22 protein-coding genes are annotated in these 19,573 nt (G+C 32.8%); 19 read left to right on the top strand and 3 right to left on the bottom strand.

Features of this window, described 5'->3' with window-relative positions:
• The first annotated feature begins 125 nt into the window (after positions 1 to 125).
• Positions 126 to 1,946 carry an endo-1,4-beta-xylanase gene (locus RBH29_RS08075; protein ID WP_306696272.1) on the top strand — a complete coding sequence of 607 codons (1,821 nt, stop codon included), beginning with the start codon at positions 126 to 128 and terminating at the stop codon, positions 1,944 to 1,946.
• A gap of 55 nt (positions 1,947 to 2,001) precedes the next feature.
• Here RBH29_RS08075 and RBH29_RS08070 read toward each other — a convergent pair whose 3' ends face one another.
• Positions 2,002 to 2,466, bottom strand: coding sequence for a CYTH domain-containing protein (locus tag RBH29_RS08070; protein WP_306696271.1), 465 nt, complete (start codon positions 2,464 to 2,466; stop codon positions 2,002 to 2,004).
• A 137-nt stretch (positions 2,467 to 2,603) separates the two neighbouring features.
• Positions 2,604 to 4,124, bottom strand: a complete 1,521-nt coding sequence (locus tag RBH29_RS08065) for a Ppx/GppA phosphatase family protein (protein WP_306696270.1) — start codon at positions 4,122 to 4,124, stop codon at positions 2,604 to 2,606.
• Positions 4,125 to 4,392: 268 nt separating this feature from the next.
• On the opposite strand from RBH29_RS08065, the gene folP reads away from it, so the two are divergent.
• The 17 genes from folP to rsmI all read left to right on the top strand — a co-directional run bounded on the left by folP (position 4,393) and on the right by rsmI (position 18,083).
• Positions 4,393 to 5,574: a dihydropteroate synthase gene (gene folP, locus RBH29_RS08060; RefSeq protein ID WP_306696269.1), complete on the top strand. Its 1,182-nt coding sequence runs from the start codon at positions 4,393 to 4,395 to the stop codon at positions 5,572 to 5,574.
• A 124-nt stretch (positions 5,575 to 5,698) separates the two neighbouring features.
• Complete coding sequence (gene folB / locus RBH29_RS08055) at positions 5,699 to 6,067, top strand: dihydroneopterin aldolase (protein ID WP_306696268.1); 369 nt, start codon at positions 5,699 to 5,701, stop codon at positions 6,065 to 6,067.
• Complete coding sequence (gene folK, locus RBH29_RS08050; protein ID WP_306696267.1) at positions 6,057 to 6,557, top strand: 2-amino-4-hydroxy-6-hydroxymethyldihydropteridine diphosphokinase; 501 nt, start codon at positions 6,057 to 6,059, stop codon at positions 6,555 to 6,557. Before folB ends, folK begins: the two co-directional genes overlap by 11 nt.
• Positions 6,558 to 6,617: 60 nt before the next feature.
• The gene (locus RBH29_RS08045) at positions 6,618 to 7,229 is read left to right on the top strand and encodes a hypothetical protein (RefSeq protein WP_306696266.1); all 612 of its coding nucleotides are present in this window, start codon (positions 6,618 to 6,620) and stop codon (positions 7,227 to 7,229) included.
• A 29-nt stretch (positions 7,230 to 7,258) separates the two neighbouring features.
• Entirely contained in the window at positions 7,259 to 8,254 is a 996-nt protein-coding gene (locus RBH29_RS08040; protein ID WP_306696265.1) for a biotin--[acetyl-CoA-carboxylase] ligase, read from the top strand.
• A gap of 320 nt (positions 8,255 to 8,574) precedes the next feature.
• Positions 8,575 to 8,784, top strand: coding sequence for a hypothetical protein (locus RBH29_RS08035; protein ID WP_306696264.1), 210 nt, complete (start codon positions 8,575 to 8,577; stop codon positions 8,782 to 8,784).
• A 141-nt stretch (positions 8,785 to 8,925) separates the two neighbouring features.
• Entirely contained in the window at positions 8,926 to 9,699 is a 774-nt protein-coding gene (locus tag RBH29_RS08030; RefSeq protein WP_306696263.1) for a type III pantothenate kinase, read from the top strand.
• Positions 9,700 to 9,728: 29 nt separating this feature from the next.
• Positions 9,729 to 10,901 carry an NAD(P)-dependent malic enzyme gene (locus tag RBH29_RS08025; protein WP_306696262.1) on the top strand — a complete coding sequence of 391 codons (1,173 nt, stop codon included), beginning with the start codon at positions 9,729 to 9,731 and terminating at the stop codon, positions 10,899 to 10,901.
• 236 nt (positions 10,902 to 11,137) lie between these two features.
• Complete coding sequence (locus tag RBH29_RS08020) at positions 11,138 to 11,320, top strand: hypothetical protein (RefSeq protein WP_306696261.1); 183 nt, start codon at positions 11,138 to 11,140, stop codon at positions 11,318 to 11,320.
• 18 nt (positions 11,321 to 11,338) lie between these two features.
• Complete coding sequence (locus tag RBH29_RS08015; protein WP_459076767.1) at positions 11,339 to 12,784, top strand: aminotransferase class I/II-fold pyridoxal phosphate-dependent enzyme; 1,446 nt, start codon at positions 11,339 to 11,341, stop codon at positions 12,782 to 12,784.
• A 15-nt stretch (positions 12,785 to 12,799) separates the two neighbouring features.
• Positions 12,800 to 13,480 carry a dTMP kinase gene (locus RBH29_RS08010; RefSeq protein WP_306696260.1) on the top strand — a complete coding sequence of 227 codons (681 nt, stop codon included), beginning with the start codon at positions 12,800 to 12,802 and terminating at the stop codon, positions 13,478 to 13,480.
• 46 nt (positions 13,481 to 13,526) lie between these two features.
• A complete protein-coding gene (locus RBH29_RS08005) occupies positions 13,527 to 13,979 on the top strand; it encodes a YaaR family protein (RefSeq protein ID WP_306696259.1) in 453 nt (150 codons plus the stop codon).
• Between the two features lie 16 nt (positions 13,980 to 13,995).
• Positions 13,996 to 14,985 carry a DNA polymerase III subunit gene (locus RBH29_RS08000; protein WP_306696258.1) on the top strand — a complete coding sequence of 330 codons (990 nt, stop codon included), beginning with the start codon at positions 13,996 to 13,998 and terminating at the stop codon, positions 14,983 to 14,985.
• Complete coding sequence (locus RBH29_RS07995) at positions 14,985 to 15,866, top strand: PSP1 domain-containing protein (protein ID WP_306696257.1); 882 nt, start codon at positions 14,985 to 14,987, stop codon at positions 15,864 to 15,866. Before RBH29_RS08000 ends, RBH29_RS07995 begins: the two co-directional genes overlap by 1 nt.
• 129 nt (positions 15,867 to 15,995) lie before the next feature.
• Entirely contained in the window at positions 15,996 to 16,166 is a 171-nt protein-coding gene (locus RBH29_RS07990; protein ID WP_306696256.1) for a 4Fe-4S binding protein, read from the top strand.
• 317 nt (positions 16,167 to 16,483) lie between these two features.
• Positions 16,484 to 17,239, top strand: coding sequence for a tRNA1(Val) (adenine(37)-N6)-methyltransferase (locus RBH29_RS07985; RefSeq protein ID WP_306696255.1), 756 nt, complete (start codon positions 16,484 to 16,486; stop codon positions 17,237 to 17,239).
• Entirely contained in the window at positions 17,226 to 18,083 is an 858-nt protein-coding gene (rsmI, locus tag RBH29_RS07980; RefSeq protein WP_306696254.1) for a 16S rRNA (cytidine(1402)-2'-O)-methyltransferase, read from the top strand. Before RBH29_RS07985 ends, rsmI begins: the two co-directional genes overlap by 14 nt.
• 184 nt (positions 18,084 to 18,267) lie before the next feature.
• On the opposite strand, the gene RBH29_RS07975 is transcribed toward rsmI, so the two are convergent.
• Positions 18,268 to 18,507 carry an AbrB/MazE/SpoVT family DNA-binding domain-containing protein gene (locus tag RBH29_RS07975; RefSeq protein WP_306696253.1) on the bottom strand — a complete coding sequence of 80 codons (240 nt, stop codon included), beginning with the start codon at positions 18,505 to 18,507 and terminating at the stop codon, positions 18,268 to 18,270.
• 461 nt (positions 18,508 to 18,968) lie between these two features.
• Here RBH29_RS07975 and RBH29_RS07970 point away from each other — a divergent pair, with 461 nt between their 5' ends.
• Positions 18,969 to 19,568 carry a nucleoside recognition domain-containing protein gene (locus RBH29_RS07970; RefSeq protein ID WP_306696252.1) on the top strand — a complete coding sequence of 200 codons (600 nt, stop codon included), beginning with the start codon at positions 18,969 to 18,971 and terminating at the stop codon, positions 19,566 to 19,568.
• Positions 19,569 to 19,573: the final 5 nt, after the last annotated feature.

Raw genomic sequence — 19,573 nt, 5'->3', positions numbered from 1 at the left:
TTTTGGTTATAATAAAAATAAGAAAAGTACATCAAAAAAGTAAGGTTTGCGAATCTTATATTAGGGATTTTAATTGGAGACTAAGCCATTATGGCAGTCAAAATAAATAAATAGGGGGAGATTTAATGAAAAGAGCAGTAAAAAGGGCTGGAATTTTAGTTGTGGTTATGGCAGTTGTTATGACTATGGCTTTTTCACTTGACATTGGATCATTGAAAAATGAAGTTTCAGCTAACACAGGGTTTACCTATGGAGACTTAAATGATGACGGAGAAATTGACACTTCAGATTTGGCTTTAATGGGAAGGTACATATTGGAAATAACTGATTCATTACCAGTACCAGAAGAAGCGGCAGACTTAAATGGTGATGGAAGGGTAGATTCTTCTGATGCTACACTTCTAAGCAGGTACATACTTGAAATTATTGACGAGTTTCCTGTTGAATCAGAGCAAGATGATGATGATGATGACTATGGTGATGAAGATTTGATATCACCGCCACCATCAGACAAGACACCAGGCCCGAACACAAAAGATGCCTTAACAAGATTTGAGGCTGAAGACTATGATGACACTAACTCAACTACAATTGAAGTTGTTGGAACAGGTGAAGGTGGAAATGCAATAGGATGGATTGAACCTGGAGATTATGTTGTATACAGAGATATGAACTTTAGCCCAGGTGCTAATTCAATCAGAGGTTATTTTGCAACTGAAAATGAAGGTGTAGACATTGAAGTAAGACTTGACACTGCAGAAGGTCCTCCAGTAGGAATACTTACAGTTACTGATACAGCAGGTTGGAATTTCTATGTAGAAGCATTTTCAAACTTACAGACAATAGACGGTGTATATGATTTATACCTTACATTTACAGATTCGGTTAATGTTGAATGGTTTGAATTCTCAGCAGCTACGGCAACTCCAACACCAGCACCAACTCCGGTAGCTCCTACAACACCTATTAATGGAACTACTTTGCGTGAACTTGCAGAAAGTAGAGATATGCATATAGGTGCAGCGGTTGGAAGTGTATTCCATCAAGGGTCTGACTTAATGTACAATGAAGTTCTACAGAGAGAATTCAATATGATTGTAGCAGAAAACGAAATGAAATTTGACACTGTACAACCGGCACAAGGTGAGTATAACTTTAGTGCAGGTGACAGATTGGTTGAATTTGCAGAGGAACATGACATGGAAGTTCGTGGACATGCATTAATATGGCATGCTCAAACACCAGGATGGCTTGAAAATGGAGACTGGACACGTGATGAGCTTCTAGATATTATGGAAGATCATATTAATACTGTAATGACTCATTACAAAGGTAAGGTTACACACTGGGATGTTGTAAATGAGGCGATTTCAGATGATGGAGGACATCCATTGAGAACAGACGACTCAGTCTGGATGAGAGTTATTGGAGAAGACTATATTGATTATGCATTCCAATTTGCAAGAGAAGCAGATCCAGATGCAAAACTATTCTACAATGACTATAATATATCAGACATGGGCGGTGGAAAAGCCGATGCTTGTTTTGAACTTGTACAGGGACTACTTGATAGAGGAGTACCAATTGATGCAGTTGGATTCCAGGGACACTATATAAATAATATGCATCCAAGCTTTATAGAAAACATTGACAGAAATGTAAAACGTTACGCAGATATAGACATGGAAGTTGCATTTACAGAGGTTGATATTAGAATGAATGAACATGCAAGTGATCATGATTATGAAGTTCAGGCTTCAAATTATGGTGATGTAACATCTATTGCAGTGGATAATCCAAATGTAAATACATTTGTAATATGGGGATTCACTGATGAATATTCATGGATACCAAATCACTTCCAAGGTGAGGATCATGCATTGATTTTTGACAGAGATTATATGCCAAAACCTGCATACTTTGCTGTTGCAGATGCATTTAAATAATTAAAATAATCAAAAATAAAGGGGGGCAAATTGCCCCCCTTTTTCTATCAATAAACTACCAGTTTTTATATGGGTTTTTAATCAAGCTGGAATTATAATATTTAGGGTCTCCAGTTACCTCGTTGCCAATCCACGAGGGTTTTTTAAAAAAGGCATCTTCTTTTTCAAGCTCTATCTCTGCCAATATCAAACCTTTATTTTCACCTAAAAAAACATCTATTTCCCATATAAAATCTTCATATAAATATTTGTGTCTGATTTTTTCGATTACAGGCTTTTTACACAATTTATCTAACATTTCATTTCCATCTTTAAAAGGAATTTCATATTCATATTCCAAGCGAGATGCACCCTGTGATAAACCCTTTATGGTTATATAAGCTTTTTTTGAAAAAACTCGTATCCTGACAGTTCTTTCCTTTGAAGTGCTTAAATAACCTTGTCTGTATAAAATACCATTTGGCAAATCAATAAGTTTATTTTTATTTATAATAAATTTTCTTTCAATTTCAGTTCCCATATATAATCTCCCTTACGTTATCATATTCTAAGACTACACCTTCTATTAGGTGGAGTTGCTCTTATAAATCTTCAGGTGTAGTTGAGTATCCACCTGAAGCCTCGATTTTTAGCTTTAGCTAAACGAGTTCACTTTTGTCACAGTATATTAAGTGTTTTCCCAAAATATTTTTTAAATAAATCACTGTACTCGTTAGAAAGACTTAATTCCAGTTCGGCATCACCATCTTTAATGGTTTGAATTTTAACCGATGCATCTGAAATCTGGCACTCTATAGATTTTATTATTCCCATTTCACTTCTGTCAAGGCACTCAGATAATTTTAAGAAAATTGAAAGTTTTTCACAAATTTCAACATCTCCAGGCAGTAGAATGGAAGAGTATTTACTTTTCCATTCTGCATTAAAGGGCTTATCTGAATGGGAAGCAGCTATTGCAGCAATAAGTACAATTTCTCTATGAGAAAGACCGTTTAATCTGGAATTTAGTATAATATAAAATGAGTGTTTGTGGTGTTCATAATAGCTTATTGATATACCAATATCATGCAGTAGAGAGGCAACTTTAATAAGTCTTCTTTCTGAGTCGCTAAATTTATGAAGAGGCTTTAATTGGTCAAACAGAGATAATGAGAGAAAACATACCTGTTCAGCATGATTTTGTCTTACACCGTAAAGGTTCATAAAACTATAAAGGCTCAATGAAAGCACATCTTCTTGAGGATTTAGCTTTGTATTTGAAAAAAGATGATTATAAAGAATTCCTTCTCTTAGACCAAAACCGCTTATTATAAGTTTCTTTGGTGAAATAGCAGATATTATTGAGCTTAAAATAGAAAGACCTCCAACTATTATATCAGCTCTATTTTTAGAAAGCCCTTCAATATTCTTTCGAGTTTCTAAGTCTGTACCTTTTAAAGTATTGTATACACAGTGAAAGTTCTCTATACTCATTTGATAGTTATGAGTTTGATTAATTGGATAATCTACGTGCTTTCTATGAATTTTACCAAGATTTCTAATCACCCCTCCTATTCCTATTAAAACAGGATTTGTTTCCTCAAAAAGCCAGTCTGATGCGGACAACAACTTATTTATGTATTTATCTAGGTCATTGAGTTTATGAGGAGGAATTATATTTTTATCTAGAAACTTTTCTGTGGCAAAAACAGAACCTATAGGAAGGCAGGCGTAATTTTTTATGCTCTTGTCTTTGAACTTTATTATTTCAGTACTTCCCCCACCAATATCAACAATTATACCTTGGTTTATGTCTATAGAGTTAGAAATTGCTTTATGAACATAAAGCGATTCTTCTTTGCCTGAAAGCACTTTGAAATTTATACCAGTGGAATTTGCAAGAAGTCGCAAAAAGTGTTCTTGGTTTTCGGCAGTTCGAACAGCTGCAGTAGCAACTCCTATTATCCTGTTTGAATTAATTTCGTAGGCATTGCAAAGCTTTTTGTAGAGTTTAATTGTTTTTATCGCTCTATGCATAGCTAGGTCATTTAAGAATTTATTATAAATCATATTTTCCATAAGCCTTATTGGATCGTTAATGTCATCAATCAATCTAAAGGCACCATTTTTTTTGACCTCAAAAATTACAAGTCGCACTGAATTTGATCCTAAATCTATTATTCCTATTTTTTTTGGCATGTATAATCCCACATTTCTAATTGTATTATAATATTAATATAGAAAGCTTAATTTGCAATAATGTAATTATACCACAAAAAGTAATTTAAATCATCTTTGGTTTATCATGCTAAAAACACTTTAATAATTTGTGGTTTTTTATTATAATATTTATATTGAGTTTAATGAGAATACCTAACATGCCAAACAAGAAAATTCATAATCTAGAGTGAATCTTTTTGAGTAGGACTTATAAAAAAGAAGTTACAGTTTAAAGGAGGAAAGCTACATGATTAACGCAAGAATTGTTCAGATAGATAATATGCATGTTTCCAAAGAGGAAATTCGCAAGGTGGGAGTAGATGCTGCATCAATACCATGTCTTGCAGCCAAGGCACTTTTTATTGTGATGAAAATAGAGAACATAAGTTCATATGCTGCAAACATTATAAAGCAGGAGATGCTTGGAAAGGGGGGAGATGCAGCTATAAACAGAGGAACTTTAGACTGTAGTATAAAAAAATCTGATGTGCTTTTAATGGGTACATATGGACAATATAGCAGACTTGTTTATAAACTTGGTGTCCATCGAGGGGTTTTTACAGAGATAGCCGATGAAGTACAAAGGGTAATTGAGGTATTAGATATTGGAAAACCAAAGTTTTTTGAATGTGGGAAATACAAACTTCCAATCGGAGAGAAAACATATGTAATGGGAATATTAAATGTTACACCGGACTCTTTTTCTGATGGAGGAGAATATTCAAATTTAGACGGTGCTGTGAGAAGGGCTATAGATATGGTGAAAAATGGAGCGGATATAATTGATGTGGGAGGCGAATCTACAAGACCAGGATACGAGCCTGTTGACCCTTTAGCTGAGATAAACAGAGTTGCTCCTGTTATTGAAAAGATAGTCAAGGAAATAAATGTTCCTGTTTCTGTTGACACATCAAAAGCCTTGGTGGCAGAAAAAGCAATTGAAGCTGGTGCAAGTATAGTAAATGATGTTTGGGGATTGCAAAAAGATAAAAACATGGCTGAAGTTATTTCAAAAACAGGTTCAGGTGTTGTAATGATGCATAATAGTGATAAAAAGGAATATAAAGACTTAATGGGAGATATAATAAGATTTTTAAGAGAAAGTATCGAAATAGCAGAAAATGCAGGAGTTCGTAGAGAGAGTATTGTTATAGATCCTGGAATAGGATTTGGCAAGACGTTACAACACAATTTGGACGTAATGAGAAGATTAAAAGAGTTAAATTCTTTAAATGCTCCGGTGCTAATCGGAACATCAAGAAAGTCACTTATTGGCAATGTTTTAGAACTTCCTGTAAATGAGAGGCTTGAAGGTACTGCAGCCACAGTTACATTGGGAATTGCAAATGGCGCAGATATGGTTAGAGTTCATGATGTAAAGGAAATTGTTAGGGCAGCTAGAATGACTGATGCTATGGTTAGAATATAATGCTATAGGTGACACAAAAGTGAACTAGTTTAGCTAAAGCTAAACATCGAGGCTTAAGGTGGAGACTCAACTCCACCTTATAGAATGAAGTCTTAGAATAAGATAAAGTTAAAGGATGACTTTTATGGATAGTATAATCTTAAAAAATATTAAGTTGTATGGATATCATGGGGTGCTTTCTAAGGAGCGAGAAAGTGGGCAATATTTTAAAATAGATATAGAGTTGTTTTTAGATTTGAAAAAAGCAGGAGAAAGTGATAACCTTGATGATACTGTAGATTATTCAAAAGTTTATGATATTGTTAAAAGAATTAATGAAAATAACAAATTTCGACTTGTAGAAAGGTTTGCCCATGTAATTTCCCAGGAAATAATGTCGACATTTAAAGAAATACAGGAAATATCAGTGGTTATAAAAAAACCTTCTGCACCTATTAAGGGAAAGTTTAAATGGGTGGGCATAGAAATAAAGAGGTCAAGAGATGAAGCATAATGTGTTTTTATCCCTTGGGTCTAATATGGGAAATAGAGAGAGGTATTTGAAAGAAGCAATTAGAGAGATTTCCCATCTAGACAATGTGAAAGTGGATAAGGCATCTAACATTTATGAAACCGAACCTGTTGGATATACTGACCAAGAATGTTTTTTAAATATGGCGGTGTCAATCTATACTGAACTTAATGCTGAAACTCTTTTAGGGCAATTGCAAAGAATAGAGAACTTTTTAGATAGAAAAAGGATTGTTAAGTGGGGGCCTAGAACAATAGATATTGATATACTGCTTTTTGATTTAGTAAGGCTTAATTTGGAACATCTTAAAATACCACATCCTTTAATGTTTGAAAGAGCTTTTGTTTTAATACCGTTAAGGGAAATATACCATGGAAATGAAGTGTTTGGAATAGACATTGAAAAAGTGATAAATAATTGTGATGATAAAGAAGGTATAAAATATTATAAAAAATTTGAGTTTTTAGGATAAAATAAATATTAAGGCATTAATGAAAAAATATTATAACAAGAGGGTCGCGGGGGTGTTTCTATGGTAGAAGTGTATTATTATGTTCCAGTTGAGGAGTTTGAAAATGCTGTAGAGTGTGGATTGAAGCTTTCAAAATGGCATGACAAGGAAGTATCTATTGGTATTGATAAAACTAAATGTATATCGGCACTTTTAAATCCTAAAGATGACATTGAAAAGTATAACTCGGATAAATTTAAATGCCTTAAGTTTGAGTTGTATCAGAGATATTGTTATGTGGCAGACAGATATTTATATGATGTAGGACTTGTTCACAGTGATATTATGAAATTATATTTAGACTCTATTATGCCTATAGAAAACTACACTTTTGGTTTATATCGGTTTCCTGAATGCCTTATTACAAGCACGATTATTGGCGATCAGATTAGTATTTTAGATAAGAGGTTGGATTCGCCTGTTTTGTTTGATAATTCTGAAGAGTTGTATACAAATAATATAATTGAGGACTATAGAGATGAGGATTCAAGTTTTAATGATACCCTGCTGTATCATTATTATTCCCACTTAGTGGAAAGAAAAGAACTTAAAAGATATGAAGATGATAAAACGGTAATTTTTCTTGACGAAGAGATTGAAAGACCTTTTGTCATAAAAAAACCAACCATCTAAATAGAGTTTACATTTAAGAGAGGTAAGATGTGAAGAATAGAGTTTTAGAAAGATTAAAACAGTCAAAGGAAGGGTATATCTCTGGAGAGCAGCTAAGTGAGTCCTTAAATGTTTCAAGAACCTACATATGGAAATGCATTAAGGAACTTAGAGAAGAAGGATATATTATAAAGTCTTCTTCTAAGAAAGGGTATAAACTTACATATACCCCAGATATTATTAACGCTTGGGAAATAATGCAGTATAGAAAGAATGGGTTATTGGGAAAAAATGCAATATACTTTCCGCAAATTGAATCGACAAATAATTATGCAAAAAAAATAGCCCAAGAAGGTTGTGAGGAAGGCACAGTTGTTATAGCTGATTCTCAAACAGCTGGAAGGGGTAGGATGGGAAGAGAGTGGAGTTCAACAGATAAAAAAGGTATTTTAATGTCTGTTGTTCTAAAACCTAAAGTAGCCATGGAAGAATTGCAGATTATTACACTGGCAGCATCTGTTGCAGTGGTTGAAGCCATAAAAGAATTAACAGGTATTGACTTTGGTGTGAAGTGGCCAAATGATATAATATTAGATGGAAAAAAAATTTGTGGTATTTTAACTGAAGCCAGTATGGAAATGGACAGGGTGAATTTTGTAGTTTTAGGCATTGGTCTAAATGTTTGGCACAAAAAAGAAGATTTTTTAGATGAGTTAAAGGAAAAAGCCACATCATTATCAATTTACATGGGACAAAAAAGTGATATAATTATAAGAAGAAGTGAATTAATTAAAGCGATTTTAATTAAATTAGAGAAGGTATATGATGAGATTAACAGAGGATGTTTAGACTCAATAATACAGCTTTGGAAAAAACATTCTGTTACTTTAGGAAAAGAAGTCAGCATTTTAATTAAAGGAGAACAGCATAAAGGTATTGCTCAAGATATAACAAACCAAGGTAAACTTATTGTTAAATGTGTTGATGGAACAAGAAAGGAAGTGTTATCAGGTGAGATTTCTGTTAGAGGACTCTTAGGTTATTGACGGGGTTTAAGCAGGCAAGGCAAAGGTTCTACTTTATGAGTAGACAAAATTTGTATTAACAAATCAAAACATTGGATGATATATCCAAAAGGGGGTTTTAAAGATTAATAATAAAAATAATAATGTAAATACTGCTGTTAATAAAAATAACAGTAGACCTAATAACAACAAAAGTAATAACTATAAAAACACTAAGAGCAACAACAATAATAACAATTATAATAAAAACAACAATAACAATAACAATAATAATAACAATAATAATAATAGTAGTAGTAATAGCAACAATAGAAAAAAAGACTATCAGCGAAAAAAGTATAATGATTTTTCATCATTTAAAGGTAACAATAAGTCTAAGTTTCAAAATAGAAATAAAAAAAATAATTACAACAAGGATAATAATTCTAAAAACAATAATTATAGAGATGGTAATTCTTACAGAGGTGGGAATAACAATAAAAAAGATTATGGTAATTCAAAACAAAATTATAAAAACAGAAAATCCTTTTATAGAGATTCAGGAAAGATGAGAGAAGTTGAAACGGTTGCAGATATAAAGCTGGATATTGAAAGAATAGAAAAAGAAATAAAACTTGAGATAAAAGAGATTAGAAGTTTAAAACTTGGCGTTTAGTTTAAAGCTTAATGAATACAGTAAAGAAGGTATAAAAATGATATTTGTTTTGGATGTGGGAAATACAAATATAACATTGGGAGTATATAAAGGAAAAAAACTTATTAATTACTGGAGAATGAGTACTGACAGAGAAAAGTCATCAGATGAGTTTGGGATGTTTATTCTGGATTTATTTAGGTATGAAAACATTAAAATTTCTGATATTGAAGCAATAATTATGGCATCTGTCGTACCTCCTATAATGTATTCTTTAGAACATGCACTGAGAAAATACTTTAAATTGGAACCTATAATTGTGGGACTAGGTGTTAAAACTGGGATTAATATTAAATATGACAATCCAAAAGAAGTTGGAGCAGACAGGATTGTAAATGCAGTAGCTGCATGTGGTATATATGGAGGACCTGTAATAATTGTTGATTTTGGAACAGCCACTACCTTTTGTGCCATATCTTCTAAAAATGAATATCTTGGTGGAGTAATTTGCCCTGGTATTAAGATTTCAGCAGAAGCATTATTTCAAAGGACAGCAAAACTTCCACGAATAGAGCTTGTAAAACCGGATAATGTTTTAGGTAAAAACATGGTAGCAAGTATGCAGTCCGGGATGGTGTATGGTTATGTTGGAAAGGTAGACTATATAGTTAGACGAATTAAAAAAGAAATGAAAGAGCACAATATAAAAGTAATTGCTACAGGTGGATTGGCTAGATTGATAGCCAGTGAGTCAGAGACAATTGATGAAATAAATGGCCTTATTACTATAGAAGGCTTGAGAATAATATATGATATGAATAAAGAAAGTTAAAAACTTAATATTGAATTTGGAGGTATTTTATGACAAATAATGAAGAGGCAATAAAGTTACATAAAGAATGGAAGGGCAAAATTGAAGTAATCAGTAAAGTGGCTGCAAATAGTAAAAAAGATTTATCTTTAGCATATACTCCAGGAGTTGCAGAACCCTGTCTTGAAATTCAAAAAGATATAAATTTATCATATACTTATACAAGAAGATGGAATTTAGTTGCTGTTGTTACTGACGGAAGTGCAGTTTTAGGACTTGGTGACATAGGACCTGAAGCAGGAATGCCTGTTATGGAAGGTAAATGTGTACTGTTTAAGAATTTTGCAAATGTTGATGCATTTCCTTTGTGTATAAATTCTAAGGATGTTGATGAAATAGTTAATACAATAAGGCTTTTGCAGGGAAGCTTTGGAGGGATAAATATTGAAGATATTTCAGCTCCAAGATGTTTTGAGATTGAAAAAAAGCTTAAAGAACAGTGTGATATACCTATATTTCATGATGATCAGCACGGCACAGCAGTTGTAACTTTAGCTGCCATGATTAATGCATTAAAGATAGTGAAAAAAGATATAAACGATATTTCTGTAGTTGTAAATGGTTCTGGAGCAGCAGGGATAGCGGTAACAAAGCTTTTAATGAGTATGGGACTTAAAAAAGTTATTTTATGTGACAGAAAAGGAGCAATTTATAAGGGAAGAGACAATTTAAACAAAGAAAAAGAGGAAATGGCTGCTATTTCAAATTTACAAATGAAAAAAGGGTCAATAGAGGAAGTATTAGAGGGAGCAGATGTATTTATTGGTCTTTCAGCACCAGGAACTTTAACAAAGGAAATGGTAAAAACTATGGCAAAAGATCCAGTAATTTTTGCCATGGCCAATCCAGTTCCTGAAATAATGCCTGATGAGGCAAAAGAAGCAGGGGCAAAAGTTATAGGTACAGGAAGATCTGATTTTCCAAATCAAATAAACAATGTTTTGGCTTTTCCAGGGATATTTAGAGGTGCTCTTGATGTGAGAGCCAGTGATATTAATGATCAGATGAAAATAGCTGCAGCAGAGGCAATAGCATCTTTGATAACAGAGGAAGAGTTAAATGAAGATTATGTCATACCAGAACCTTTTGATCCAAAGGTGGGACAAGAGGTTGCAAAAGAGGTTGCAGAAGCGGCGAAAAAGTCAGGTGTAGCAAGAATATAAAGTAAAAAAACAACAAAAACCCAGCTTATCTTATTCTAAGACTCCACCTTCTATAAGGTGGAGTTGCTTTTATAAATCTTTAGGTAGAGTTTAGTCTCTACGTGAAGTCTCGATGTTTAGCTTTAGCTAAACGAGTTCACTAGGTAGTTTTTTTTAGTGACTTTTTTCTTCAAGAAATTAATGGTATAATGTTTTAATAGAGATAGAATTAAAAAAATATGTTAGGGGTATGTATTATGAAAGAAAGAAAGAGATCAAGGTTGTACAGAGTTTGGCACACCGATAAAAAGAGCTGCTCGAAATTTGACGAAAAAGAGGTTGATAAGGTAAATGCGTCAAATGTCAAAGAAGCAAAAGAAAAAGCTCGGGAGATGTTTCCAGGACACAGAGTGACCTCTGTATGGCTGGTAGAAAAGTAAAAATGTCCTGTTAATAAAATGAGGGGAGCTGTCAGCATTAATCTGAATATTCCAATATACAATGCCTTAATGAAGTATTCCAATAGAAGTCCTGTTTCATTTCACATGCCGGGACATAAAGAGGGGAAAGACAGTAATATTCCGAATGCCAATGAATTGTATTTAATGGATGTTACTGAAATTCCAGGTTTGGATAACCTGCATCAACCAGAGGGAATAATAAAGGAAGCTCAAGAACTTGCGGCAAAAGCCTTTGGAGCTGACCAGACATTTTTTTTGGTTAATGGCTCTACTTGTGGAATACAGGCTGCTATTATGTCGTTGTGTAAAAAAGGAGACAGACTTATAGTGGGAAGGGATTGTCACAGGGCAGCTGTAAGTGGGATGATGCTTGCAGGAGCTGAGCCTGTGTATATAAAACCAGAGTATGAAGATAATTTTAAGATATCGTCAGTCTTAAAAATTAGTGATATTGAAAAAGCATTGATGGAGAACCAAGATGCAGCTGGAGTTTATATAACAAGACCTAATTATTATGGAATATGTTCTGATATTAAAGAAATATGCAGGCTGGTTCATTCTTATGGCAAAGTACTTATAGTTGATGAAGCTCATGGGGCACATCTGAAGTTTTCTGACAAACTTCCATGTAGTGCCCTTGAGCATGGCAGTGATATTTGTATTCAGAGTGCACACAAGACTCTTCCAGCACTTACGCCAGGTGCATATCTTCATGTAAAGGGCTCGAAGGTGGATGTAGAAAAGATTAGATATAATCTTGATATTTTACAGACTTCAAGCCCCCCTTATTTGGTGATGGCTTTTTTAGATATATCAAGAGCTGTTATGGAGAAGGATGGAGAACAAATTATAGAGTGGTTACTTGAGGATATTAAAAAGTTTCATAAAAATATAGATGACAATACACATTTTAATGTGCTTTCAAAAAAGAAGCTAAATATAGGGGAAACAGACGGTACAAGATTGGTTATAAACACAAAAAACTATGGATTGTCAGCATTTAAGATTGAAAATATCTTAAGAAACAAGTACAATATACAGGTGGAAATGTCTGATTTATATAATATTGTTTGCATAACTACCGGTGCTAACAAAGGGGAAGATTTAAAAAAGCTTGAAGATGCCTTTTGTGATATTGACATGAATTTTAAGAATTCCCCCCCATTAGCCGATATATGTATTGAGAAGATGGATATACCGGAGCAGAAAGTTCAGTTAGACCAATTGATGCACAAAAGCTTTAAGAGAATGAAGCTGACCAGTGCTAATGGAATGATAAGTCGGGGGATGATAACACCATATCCACCCGGTGTACCTGTTGTGTGTCCTGGGGAAGTCATAACAGAAGGTGCTATAGAATACATAAATGATATTTTAAAATTCGGTGGTAATGTAAATGGTGTGTATGATGGATTAGAAGTACAGGTTTTAACTTCTTTGTAATATTTTGGGGGTTTTATGAGAGGAAAGCTGATTATAATAGAAAGTGGTTCTGATGCAAGTGGCAAAGCCACGCAAACTGAAAAGCTGTTTGAAAGGCTTACTGATGAAAAGCATAAAGTCAAAAAGGTAACCTTTCCTGACTATAAAAGTGATTCATCTGCTTTGGTGAAAATGTATTTAAATGGGGATTTTGGGAAAAATCCAAGTGATGTCAATCCATATGTTGCATCAACCTTTTATGCTGTTGACAGATTTGCATCATATAAAACAAAGTGGGGAAAACATTATGAGAACGGAGAAATAATTTTAGCAGACAGGTATACAACCTCTAATATGGTTCACCAAGCTGCTAAAATAAAAGATTTATCTCAAAAGGATGCTTTTTTAGACTGGCTTTGGAATTTTGAATTTAATATGTACAAACTTCCTATTCCAGATTGTGTCTTCTTTTTGGATATGCCTCCTAAATACAGTAAAATTCTTATGGATAGGAGAATGAATAAGATTACCGGTGAAGAAAAGAAGGATATTCATGAGAGAAACTATAATTACTTAGAGGAGTCTTATAACAATTCTCTCTATATAGCAAAAAAATATCACTGGTTTAGAGTTGACTGTGTTAAGGGAGAAAAGCTTAGGACAATTGATGAGGTGCATGAAACAATATACAATAAACTTGCCAAGACAATACTATAAAAGCACATTATACTTTATTTAAATTACCAGATATGGAGTGATAAATATGAGGATAAAGGAAGCGATGGCGAATACAGCCAATGTGCAGGGAATGGGAAGTAAAGATGATAAAAAGACGATAGATGGAAAAGAAACCTCTTTTAGAAATCATTTAAAAAGTTTTGATGGCGGCAATTTTGAAGAAAGAATCAAACAATTAATAGGTCAGATTGAAAAACAGGGAGAAAAATTAGGACAAAAAGTAGATTTAAGAGAACTTAAAATTTATAAAAAGCTTATATCTGAATTTTTAGATGAGGCCGTAAGTAATTCTCACAAGTTTTCTAAAGATAGTTCTCTAGATAGAAGAGGAAGGTATAAAGTTTTTGCAAATGTAAAAAAAATTAACAAAGAATTAGATCAGCTTACTAATGATATTTTAAATGGTGAAGAAGATAATATTAAAATACTAAAAAAAATTGAAGATATAAGAGGGCTGGTCTTAGATCTTTTAATATAATTTCAGAGGGATTAATGTGAATTTTAATGATATTACAGGGCAGCAGACAATTGTCAATCGCCTTAAAACACAAATAAAAAGTTATAAAATAGGACATGCATATATTTTTTCAGGATCTAAAGGTATAGGTAAGAGAACTATAGCAAAAATCTTTGCCTCAATAGCAATATGCAAAGAAAGGGGTGAAGATGGGAGCTGTGGAAAATGTCAACCATGCAGACTTTTTAGGGGAGGAACCAATCCTGATTTTTACTGTATTAAAACAGAAAAAAATAGCATTGGTGTTGAGGATATAAGAAAGATGCAAAAGGATGTGTCGATAAGACCACTTTATTCACCTAAAAAAGTGTATTTGATACAGGAAGCTGAAAAAATGACCGTGCAGGCTCAAAATTGCCTTTTAAAGACTTTAGAGGAGCCACCGTTATACACACTCATTATAATGACAACATCAAATTATGAAGGTCTTTTAGAGACAATACGCTCAAGAAGTGTAAATTACAGTTTCAAAAAAAATACTTTTGAAGAGGTAAAAAAATATCTTATTGATAATGAAAAAATAGATTTAGGTGAAGTAGATTTCATTGCCTCATATGCAGATGGTGTTATAGGCAAAGCAAAGGAACTTTCAGAGTCTGACGAATTTAAATTGTGCCGTGAAAAAACAATTGAAATTTTATTAAAATTAAATGAGTCAAATGCTAAAGATATTTTTAGTGTATATGATTTTTTTGAAGAAAACAAAGAAAATATTGAAGAAATTTTAGATATAATGTTGGTGTTTTATAGGGATATACTTGTAACTGGAAAGTTTGGAAATGAAAAAATGTTGATTAACTCTGATAAAAAAGATATTATATTAAGGAATGTAAATAATTTTTCTACAGAAAGAATTTACAAAAATATAAAAGTAGTTGATGATTTGCGCAATAACATAAAAAGAAATGTAAATTATCAGCTTGCTGTAGAAGTTATGCTTATGAAACTTCAGGAGGAAGAATTATAATGGTAAAGGTGGTAGGAGTAAGATTTAAAAAAGCAGGTAAGATTTATTATTTTGATCCAGGTGATATGAAAATAGACTTGAATCAAAATGCTATAGTGGAAACTGCCCGAGGTGTAGAATTTGGTTATGTGGTAGTTCCAAATACAGAAGTCAGCGAAGAAGAAATTGTTACACCTTTAAAAGGTGTGATAAGAGTGGCTACAGATGAAGATAAAAAACACTATGAAGAAAATGCTAAAAAAGAAGAGGAAGCTTTTGACATTTGTCTTCAAAAAATAAAAGAGCATGAGCTTGAAATGAAGCTTATCGATGTTGAATATACCTTCGATAACAATAAAGTATTGTTTTATTTTACTGCTGATGGAAGAGTTGACTTTAGGGAACTGGTAAAAGACCTTGCTTCGATTTTTAGAACAAGAATTGAGTTAAGACAAATAGGTGTAAGGGATGAAGCTAAAATGATGGGAGGACTAGGAGTATGTGGCCGGGTTCTTTGTTGTTATTCATTTTTGGGAGATTTTCAGCCTGTGTCTATAAAAATGGCAAAAGAACAGGGTTTATCTCTAAATCCTACAAAAATTTCAGGAGCATGTGGCAGGCTCATGTGTTGTTTAAAGTATGAACAGGAAGCTTATGAGGAAATAGTTGCCAGAGTTCCAAAAGAAGGAGCTATTGTGGAAACACCTGATGGTCAGGGTATTGTTATTTCTGTAAGTCTTCTGAAGGAACTGGTTAAAGTAAAGCTTGATAAGGAAAATGAGACTGATCTTAAAATATATGATGCAAGTCTTGTTAAAGTAATAAAAGATGTAAGAGATGATGAAGCAGAAGAGGTAGAAGAAGATGTTGATATAGAAGAATTAAAGGAGTTAGAGGACTGACAAAATAATAATTTTAAAAGGTTTTTTCAAAAATAGTTTTCTTTCGCTGAATTTAGTGGTAAAATAAAGAATGAGTGAAAGAGCTATTTGTATAAAACAATAGCCTATTCTTTATAGGAGGTGTTAGTTATGGCATATTTAATTAATGATGCATGTATTAATTGTGGTGCTTGTGAGCCTGAGTGCCCTGTTTCCTGTATTTCAGCAGGAGATGACGTATATGTAATTGATGCTGACGCATGTATTGATTGTGGAGCATGTGCAAATGTTTGTCCTGTTGATGCTCCAGAACAAAAATAAATTAAATTTCAAGGTCGTTATGTTTCCATTTTTAAGATGAAAATAGTTTTAAGGACTTTTGAGTTTAGGCATCAGTAATCTGATTAAAAGAGAACTCTTGTTAAAATATACAAAGAGTTGGAAAAGGAGTCAAAGGGTTAAATCTCTTTTATGACTCCTTTTTAAGTGCCTAATAATTAGAGTGAACTGGTTTAGCTAGAGCTAAACATAGAGGCTTCAGATGGAGACTTAGAATAACATAAAACTTAGTCTAGAAAGCAGCTGTTAGATTAGAACCATAGGGTTTTAGAGAATTTTAAGTGGTGTAGGTGTTAAAAATGGATGTAAAAATTAAAGAAAACGAAAGAATAGATGATTTACAATATAAAGGATTAAAAATTATTCAAAAAGAAGATGCATTTTGTTTTGGGCTTGATGCAGTTTTAGTTGCTAATTTTACAGATATCAAAAAAAATGATTTTGTTGTAGACCTTGGTACAGGTACAGGTATCATTCCAATTCTAATTGCAGGAAAGACTGAGGCTAAAAGCATTTTAGGTATTGAAATTCAAGAAGATATGGCGGAAATGGCAAAAAGAAGTATAAAACTTAATGATATTGGCGACAGAGTAAAAATAATATGTGGTGATTTAAAAAAAAGTGTTGATATTTTAGGTTCTTCTAAGTTTAATGTAATTGTTTCAAATCCTCCCTATATGAATGCAGGTGGTGGTCTTTTGAGTGAAAGCAATACAAAGGCCGTTTCAAGACATGAGATTTTCTGTACATTAGAAGATGTTGTAAAAGCATCGGAAAAACTTCTTAAACCTAAAGGGCAGCTGGCAATGGTTCATAGACCGGACAGGCTGGTTGATATTATATGGTTAATGAGAAAGTATTCTATAGAGCCTAAATACATGAGATTTGTTCATCCATCGGCAAAGAAAAAAGCAAATCTTATTTTAGTTAAAGGTATAAAACATGGAAGACCTCAATTAAAAATGATGGAGCCTTTGTACGTTTATAATGAACATGGAATTTTTTCAGATGAAATAAATAAAATTTATTGCAGGGGAGGGGATGGAGATAGTTGAATCAAAGGGAATGTTGTTTCTGGTTGCTACTCCCATAGGAAATCTTGAAGACATAACATACAGAGCTGTAAGAGTGTTAAATGAAGTTGATTTAATTGCTGCAGAAGACACTAGGCATGCAATGAAACTTTTAAATCATTTTGAAATAAAAAAGTCCCTCGTAAGCTATTATGAACACAATAAAAAAATCAAAGGGGATTTTTTAATCAAAAAGATTTTAGAGGGCAAAAATATAGCATTAATTTCAGATGCGGGAACCCCGGGGATTTCAGATCCGGGAGAAGATATTGTAAAACTTTGTATCAAAAATGAAATTAAAGTTACAATGATACCAGGAGCAGTAGCGGGGATAATGGGGCTTGTATTATCAGGTATTTCTTCAAAGAGCTTTGTTTTTGAAGGATTTCTTTCCATGAATAAAAAAATAAGAAGGGAAAAAATAGAGTCTTTAAAAGAAGAATTAAGAACTATAGTGTTATACGAAGCACCTCATAAGCTTTTTAATACATTAAATGATGTATATAAAGTTTTAGGAGATAGGAAAATAGCTTTAGCCAGAGAACTTACAAAGAAATATGAAGAAATAATATATTTAAATTTAAAAGATGCAACTTTAAAATATAAAGACGAAAAGCCAAGAGGGGAGTTTGTTGTAGTAATTGAAGGAGCAGACAAAGATGAGATTTTACAAAGAAAAAAGAGCAAATGGGAAGCAGTAGAAATAGAGGAGCACTATCAAGTATATATTTCTCAAGGTTTTGAAAAAAAAGAGGCTATGAAAAAAGTTGCAGAGGACAGAGGTATTAGTAAAAGAGATGTATATAATAAACTTGTTAAATCATAGTGACTTTGTCCTTGGGATAGGGCTTTATTTTAAAGACATTCCTAAGTAAAGAAGAGAACTAGTTTAGCTAAAGCTAAACATTGCAGATTCAGGTGAAGTCTCAAAATAAGATAAAGGAATTTTGGCAAAATAAAAGAAGCTTGACAAAAAGTCAAACTTCTTTTACTTTCTCTTCAGAGTCTAATTATTTCTTCAACTCTCTTAAACAATCTGGACAAATGTTTTTTGCTTTATAAACACTTACGTCCTTTGCATTACCGCAGAAAATACATGCTGGCTCATACTTCTTAAGTATGATAGTTGATCCGTCAACATAAATTTCAAGAGCATCCTTTTCAGCGATGTCAAGAGTTCTTCTCAGCTCAATTGGTAAAACCACTCTTCCTAGCTCATCAACTTTTCTTACAATTCCTGTAGATTTCATAATAAATCCTCCTCCATTATTACAGTATTCGACAAACTTTGCATTTTAATCATACCATATATGCCATTTATAGTCAAGATTTTTTTTAAAAAAAATTGAAAAAAATACAACTACAAATTTTAATGTCAATTTAAAACATAACTAATGCTAATTTTATATATTCCCACAAAAAGAAAATATAAAACAATTAATTAAAGGGAATTTAAAACCTTTTCAATTATAAAGATAATTATACATGATTTCTTCTAAAAAACAACTAAAAGTTTTAAAAAAGTCAAAAATTTTTTTAAATTTTACATTTTGTTCATACATTCAACATAATGTTAAAAATTTTAAAGAAGAATTATATTTATCTAAAGCTAAATGAGTTTAGTAAATATAAAGAAACATGTAATATAAATATGATATAAGCCCATATAATTACTTTAGAGAATCATACTTTGTGTATTTGAGGGTTCAACGTGCTAAATTACATTTGGGTAGGTATGCTAATTGCAGGAATCATTACTGGAATAATAAACGGAAGAATTGATGAGGTTACAAAGGCTATTTTGGAGTCATCACAGAGTGCAATTGAACTTAGTATAGGGCTTTTAGGAGTTATGTGCTTGTGGACCGGCCTTATGGGAGTAGCAGAAAAGAGTGGAATTATAAAGGTAATTGCAAAAGTTTTAAATCCTGTAATAAAATTTTTGTTTCCTGAGATACCAAAGAATCACCCTGCAACAGGGGCAATAGTTATGAACTTGGTTGCAAATTTTTTAGGTCTGGGAAATGCAGCAACACCATTGGGGATTAAGGCTATGAAAGAGCTACAAAAACTAAACAGGCATAAGGATACATCAACTGATGCTATGAGTACATTTCTAGTTCTCAACACATGCTGTGTACAATTTATACCTGCCACAATTGTCGCAGTAAGAGTTGCGGCAGGCTCGGCCAATCCTACAGAAGTAATAGGGACTATCTGGATTGCAACTATTTTAGCTACTGTGGCAGGAGTAACGGCGGTTAAGATTTTTTCAGTTGTATGCAGAAATAGCTCGTTTAGCCAAAGCTAAACAAA

This window comes from Herbivorax alkaliphila (assembly GCF_030848475.1).
GTDB lineage: Bacteria > Bacillota > Clostridia > Acetivibrionales > Acetivibrionaceae > Herbivorax.
This window is presented reverse-complemented; position numbering and strand designations above follow the sequence as displayed.

Excerpts from the sequence above, each read along its gene's own strand:
- RBH29_RS08045 (WP_306696266.1), top strand. The coding sequence starts at position 6,618 with ATGGTAGAAGTGTATTATTATGTTCCAGTTGAGGAGTTTGAAAATGCT.
- RBH29_RS07985 (WP_306696255.1), top strand. The coding sequence starts at position 16,484 with ATGGATGTAAAAATTAAAGAAAACGAAAGAATAGATGATTTACAATAT.
- RBH29_RS08005 (WP_306696259.1), top strand. The coding sequence starts at position 13,527 with ATGAGGATAAAGGAAGCGATGGCGAATACAGCCAATGTGCAGGGAATG.
- rsmI (WP_306696254.1), top strand. The coding sequence starts at position 17,226 with ATGGAGATAGTTGAATCAAAGGGAATGTTGTTTCTGGTTGCTACTCCC.
- RBH29_RS08015 (WP_459076767.1), top strand. The coding sequence starts at position 11,339 with ATGAGGGGAGCTGTCAGCATTAATCTGAATATTCCAATATACAATGCC.
- RBH29_RS08020 (WP_306696261.1), top strand. The coding sequence starts at position 11,138 with ATGAAAGAAAGAAAGAGATCAAGGTTGTACAGAGTTTGGCACACCGAT.
- RBH29_RS08065 (WP_306696270.1), bottom strand. The coding sequence starts at position 4,124 with ATGCCAAAAAAAATAGGAATAATAGATTTAGGATCAAATTCAGTGCGA.
- RBH29_RS07975 (WP_306696253.1), bottom strand. The coding sequence starts at position 18,507 with ATGAAATCTACAGGAATTGTAAGAAAAGTTGATGAGCTAGGAAGAGTG.
- RBH29_RS07990 (WP_306696256.1), top strand. The coding sequence starts at position 15,996 with ATGGCATATTTAATTAATGATGCATGTATTAATTGTGGTGCTTGTGAG.
- folK (WP_306696267.1), top strand. The coding sequence starts at position 6,057 with ATGAAGCATAATGTGTTTTTATCCCTTGGGTCTAATATGGGAAATAGA.
- folB (WP_306696268.1), top strand. The coding sequence starts at position 5,699 with ATGGATAGTATAATCTTAAAAAATATTAAGTTGTATGGATATCATGGG.
- RBH29_RS08035 (WP_306696264.1), top strand. The coding sequence starts at position 8,575 with ATGATTTTTCATCATTTAAAGGTAACAATAAGTCTAAGTTTCAAAATA.
- RBH29_RS08070 (WP_306696271.1), bottom strand. The coding sequence starts at position 2,466 with ATGGGAACTGAAATTGAAAGAAAATTTATTATAAATAAAAATAAACTT.
- folP (WP_306696269.1), top strand. The coding sequence starts at position 4,393 with ATGATTAACGCAAGAATTGTTCAGATAGATAATATGCATGTTTCCAAA.
- RBH29_RS07995 (WP_306696257.1), top strand. The coding sequence starts at position 14,985 with ATGGTAAAGGTGGTAGGAGTAAGATTTAAAAAAGCAGGTAAGATTTAT.
- RBH29_RS08010 (WP_306696260.1), top strand. The coding sequence starts at position 12,800 with ATGAGAGGAAAGCTGATTATAATAGAAAGTGGTTCTGATGCAAGTGGC.
- RBH29_RS08025 (WP_306696262.1), top strand. The coding sequence starts at position 9,729 with ATGACAAATAATGAAGAGGCAATAAAGTTACATAAAGAATGGAAGGGC.
- RBH29_RS08075 (WP_306696272.1), top strand. The coding sequence starts at position 126 with ATGAAAAGAGCAGTAAAAAGGGCTGGAATTTTAGTTGTGGTTATGGCA.
- RBH29_RS08030 (WP_306696263.1), top strand. The coding sequence starts at position 8,926 with ATGATATTTGTTTTGGATGTGGGAAATACAAATATAACATTGGGAGTA.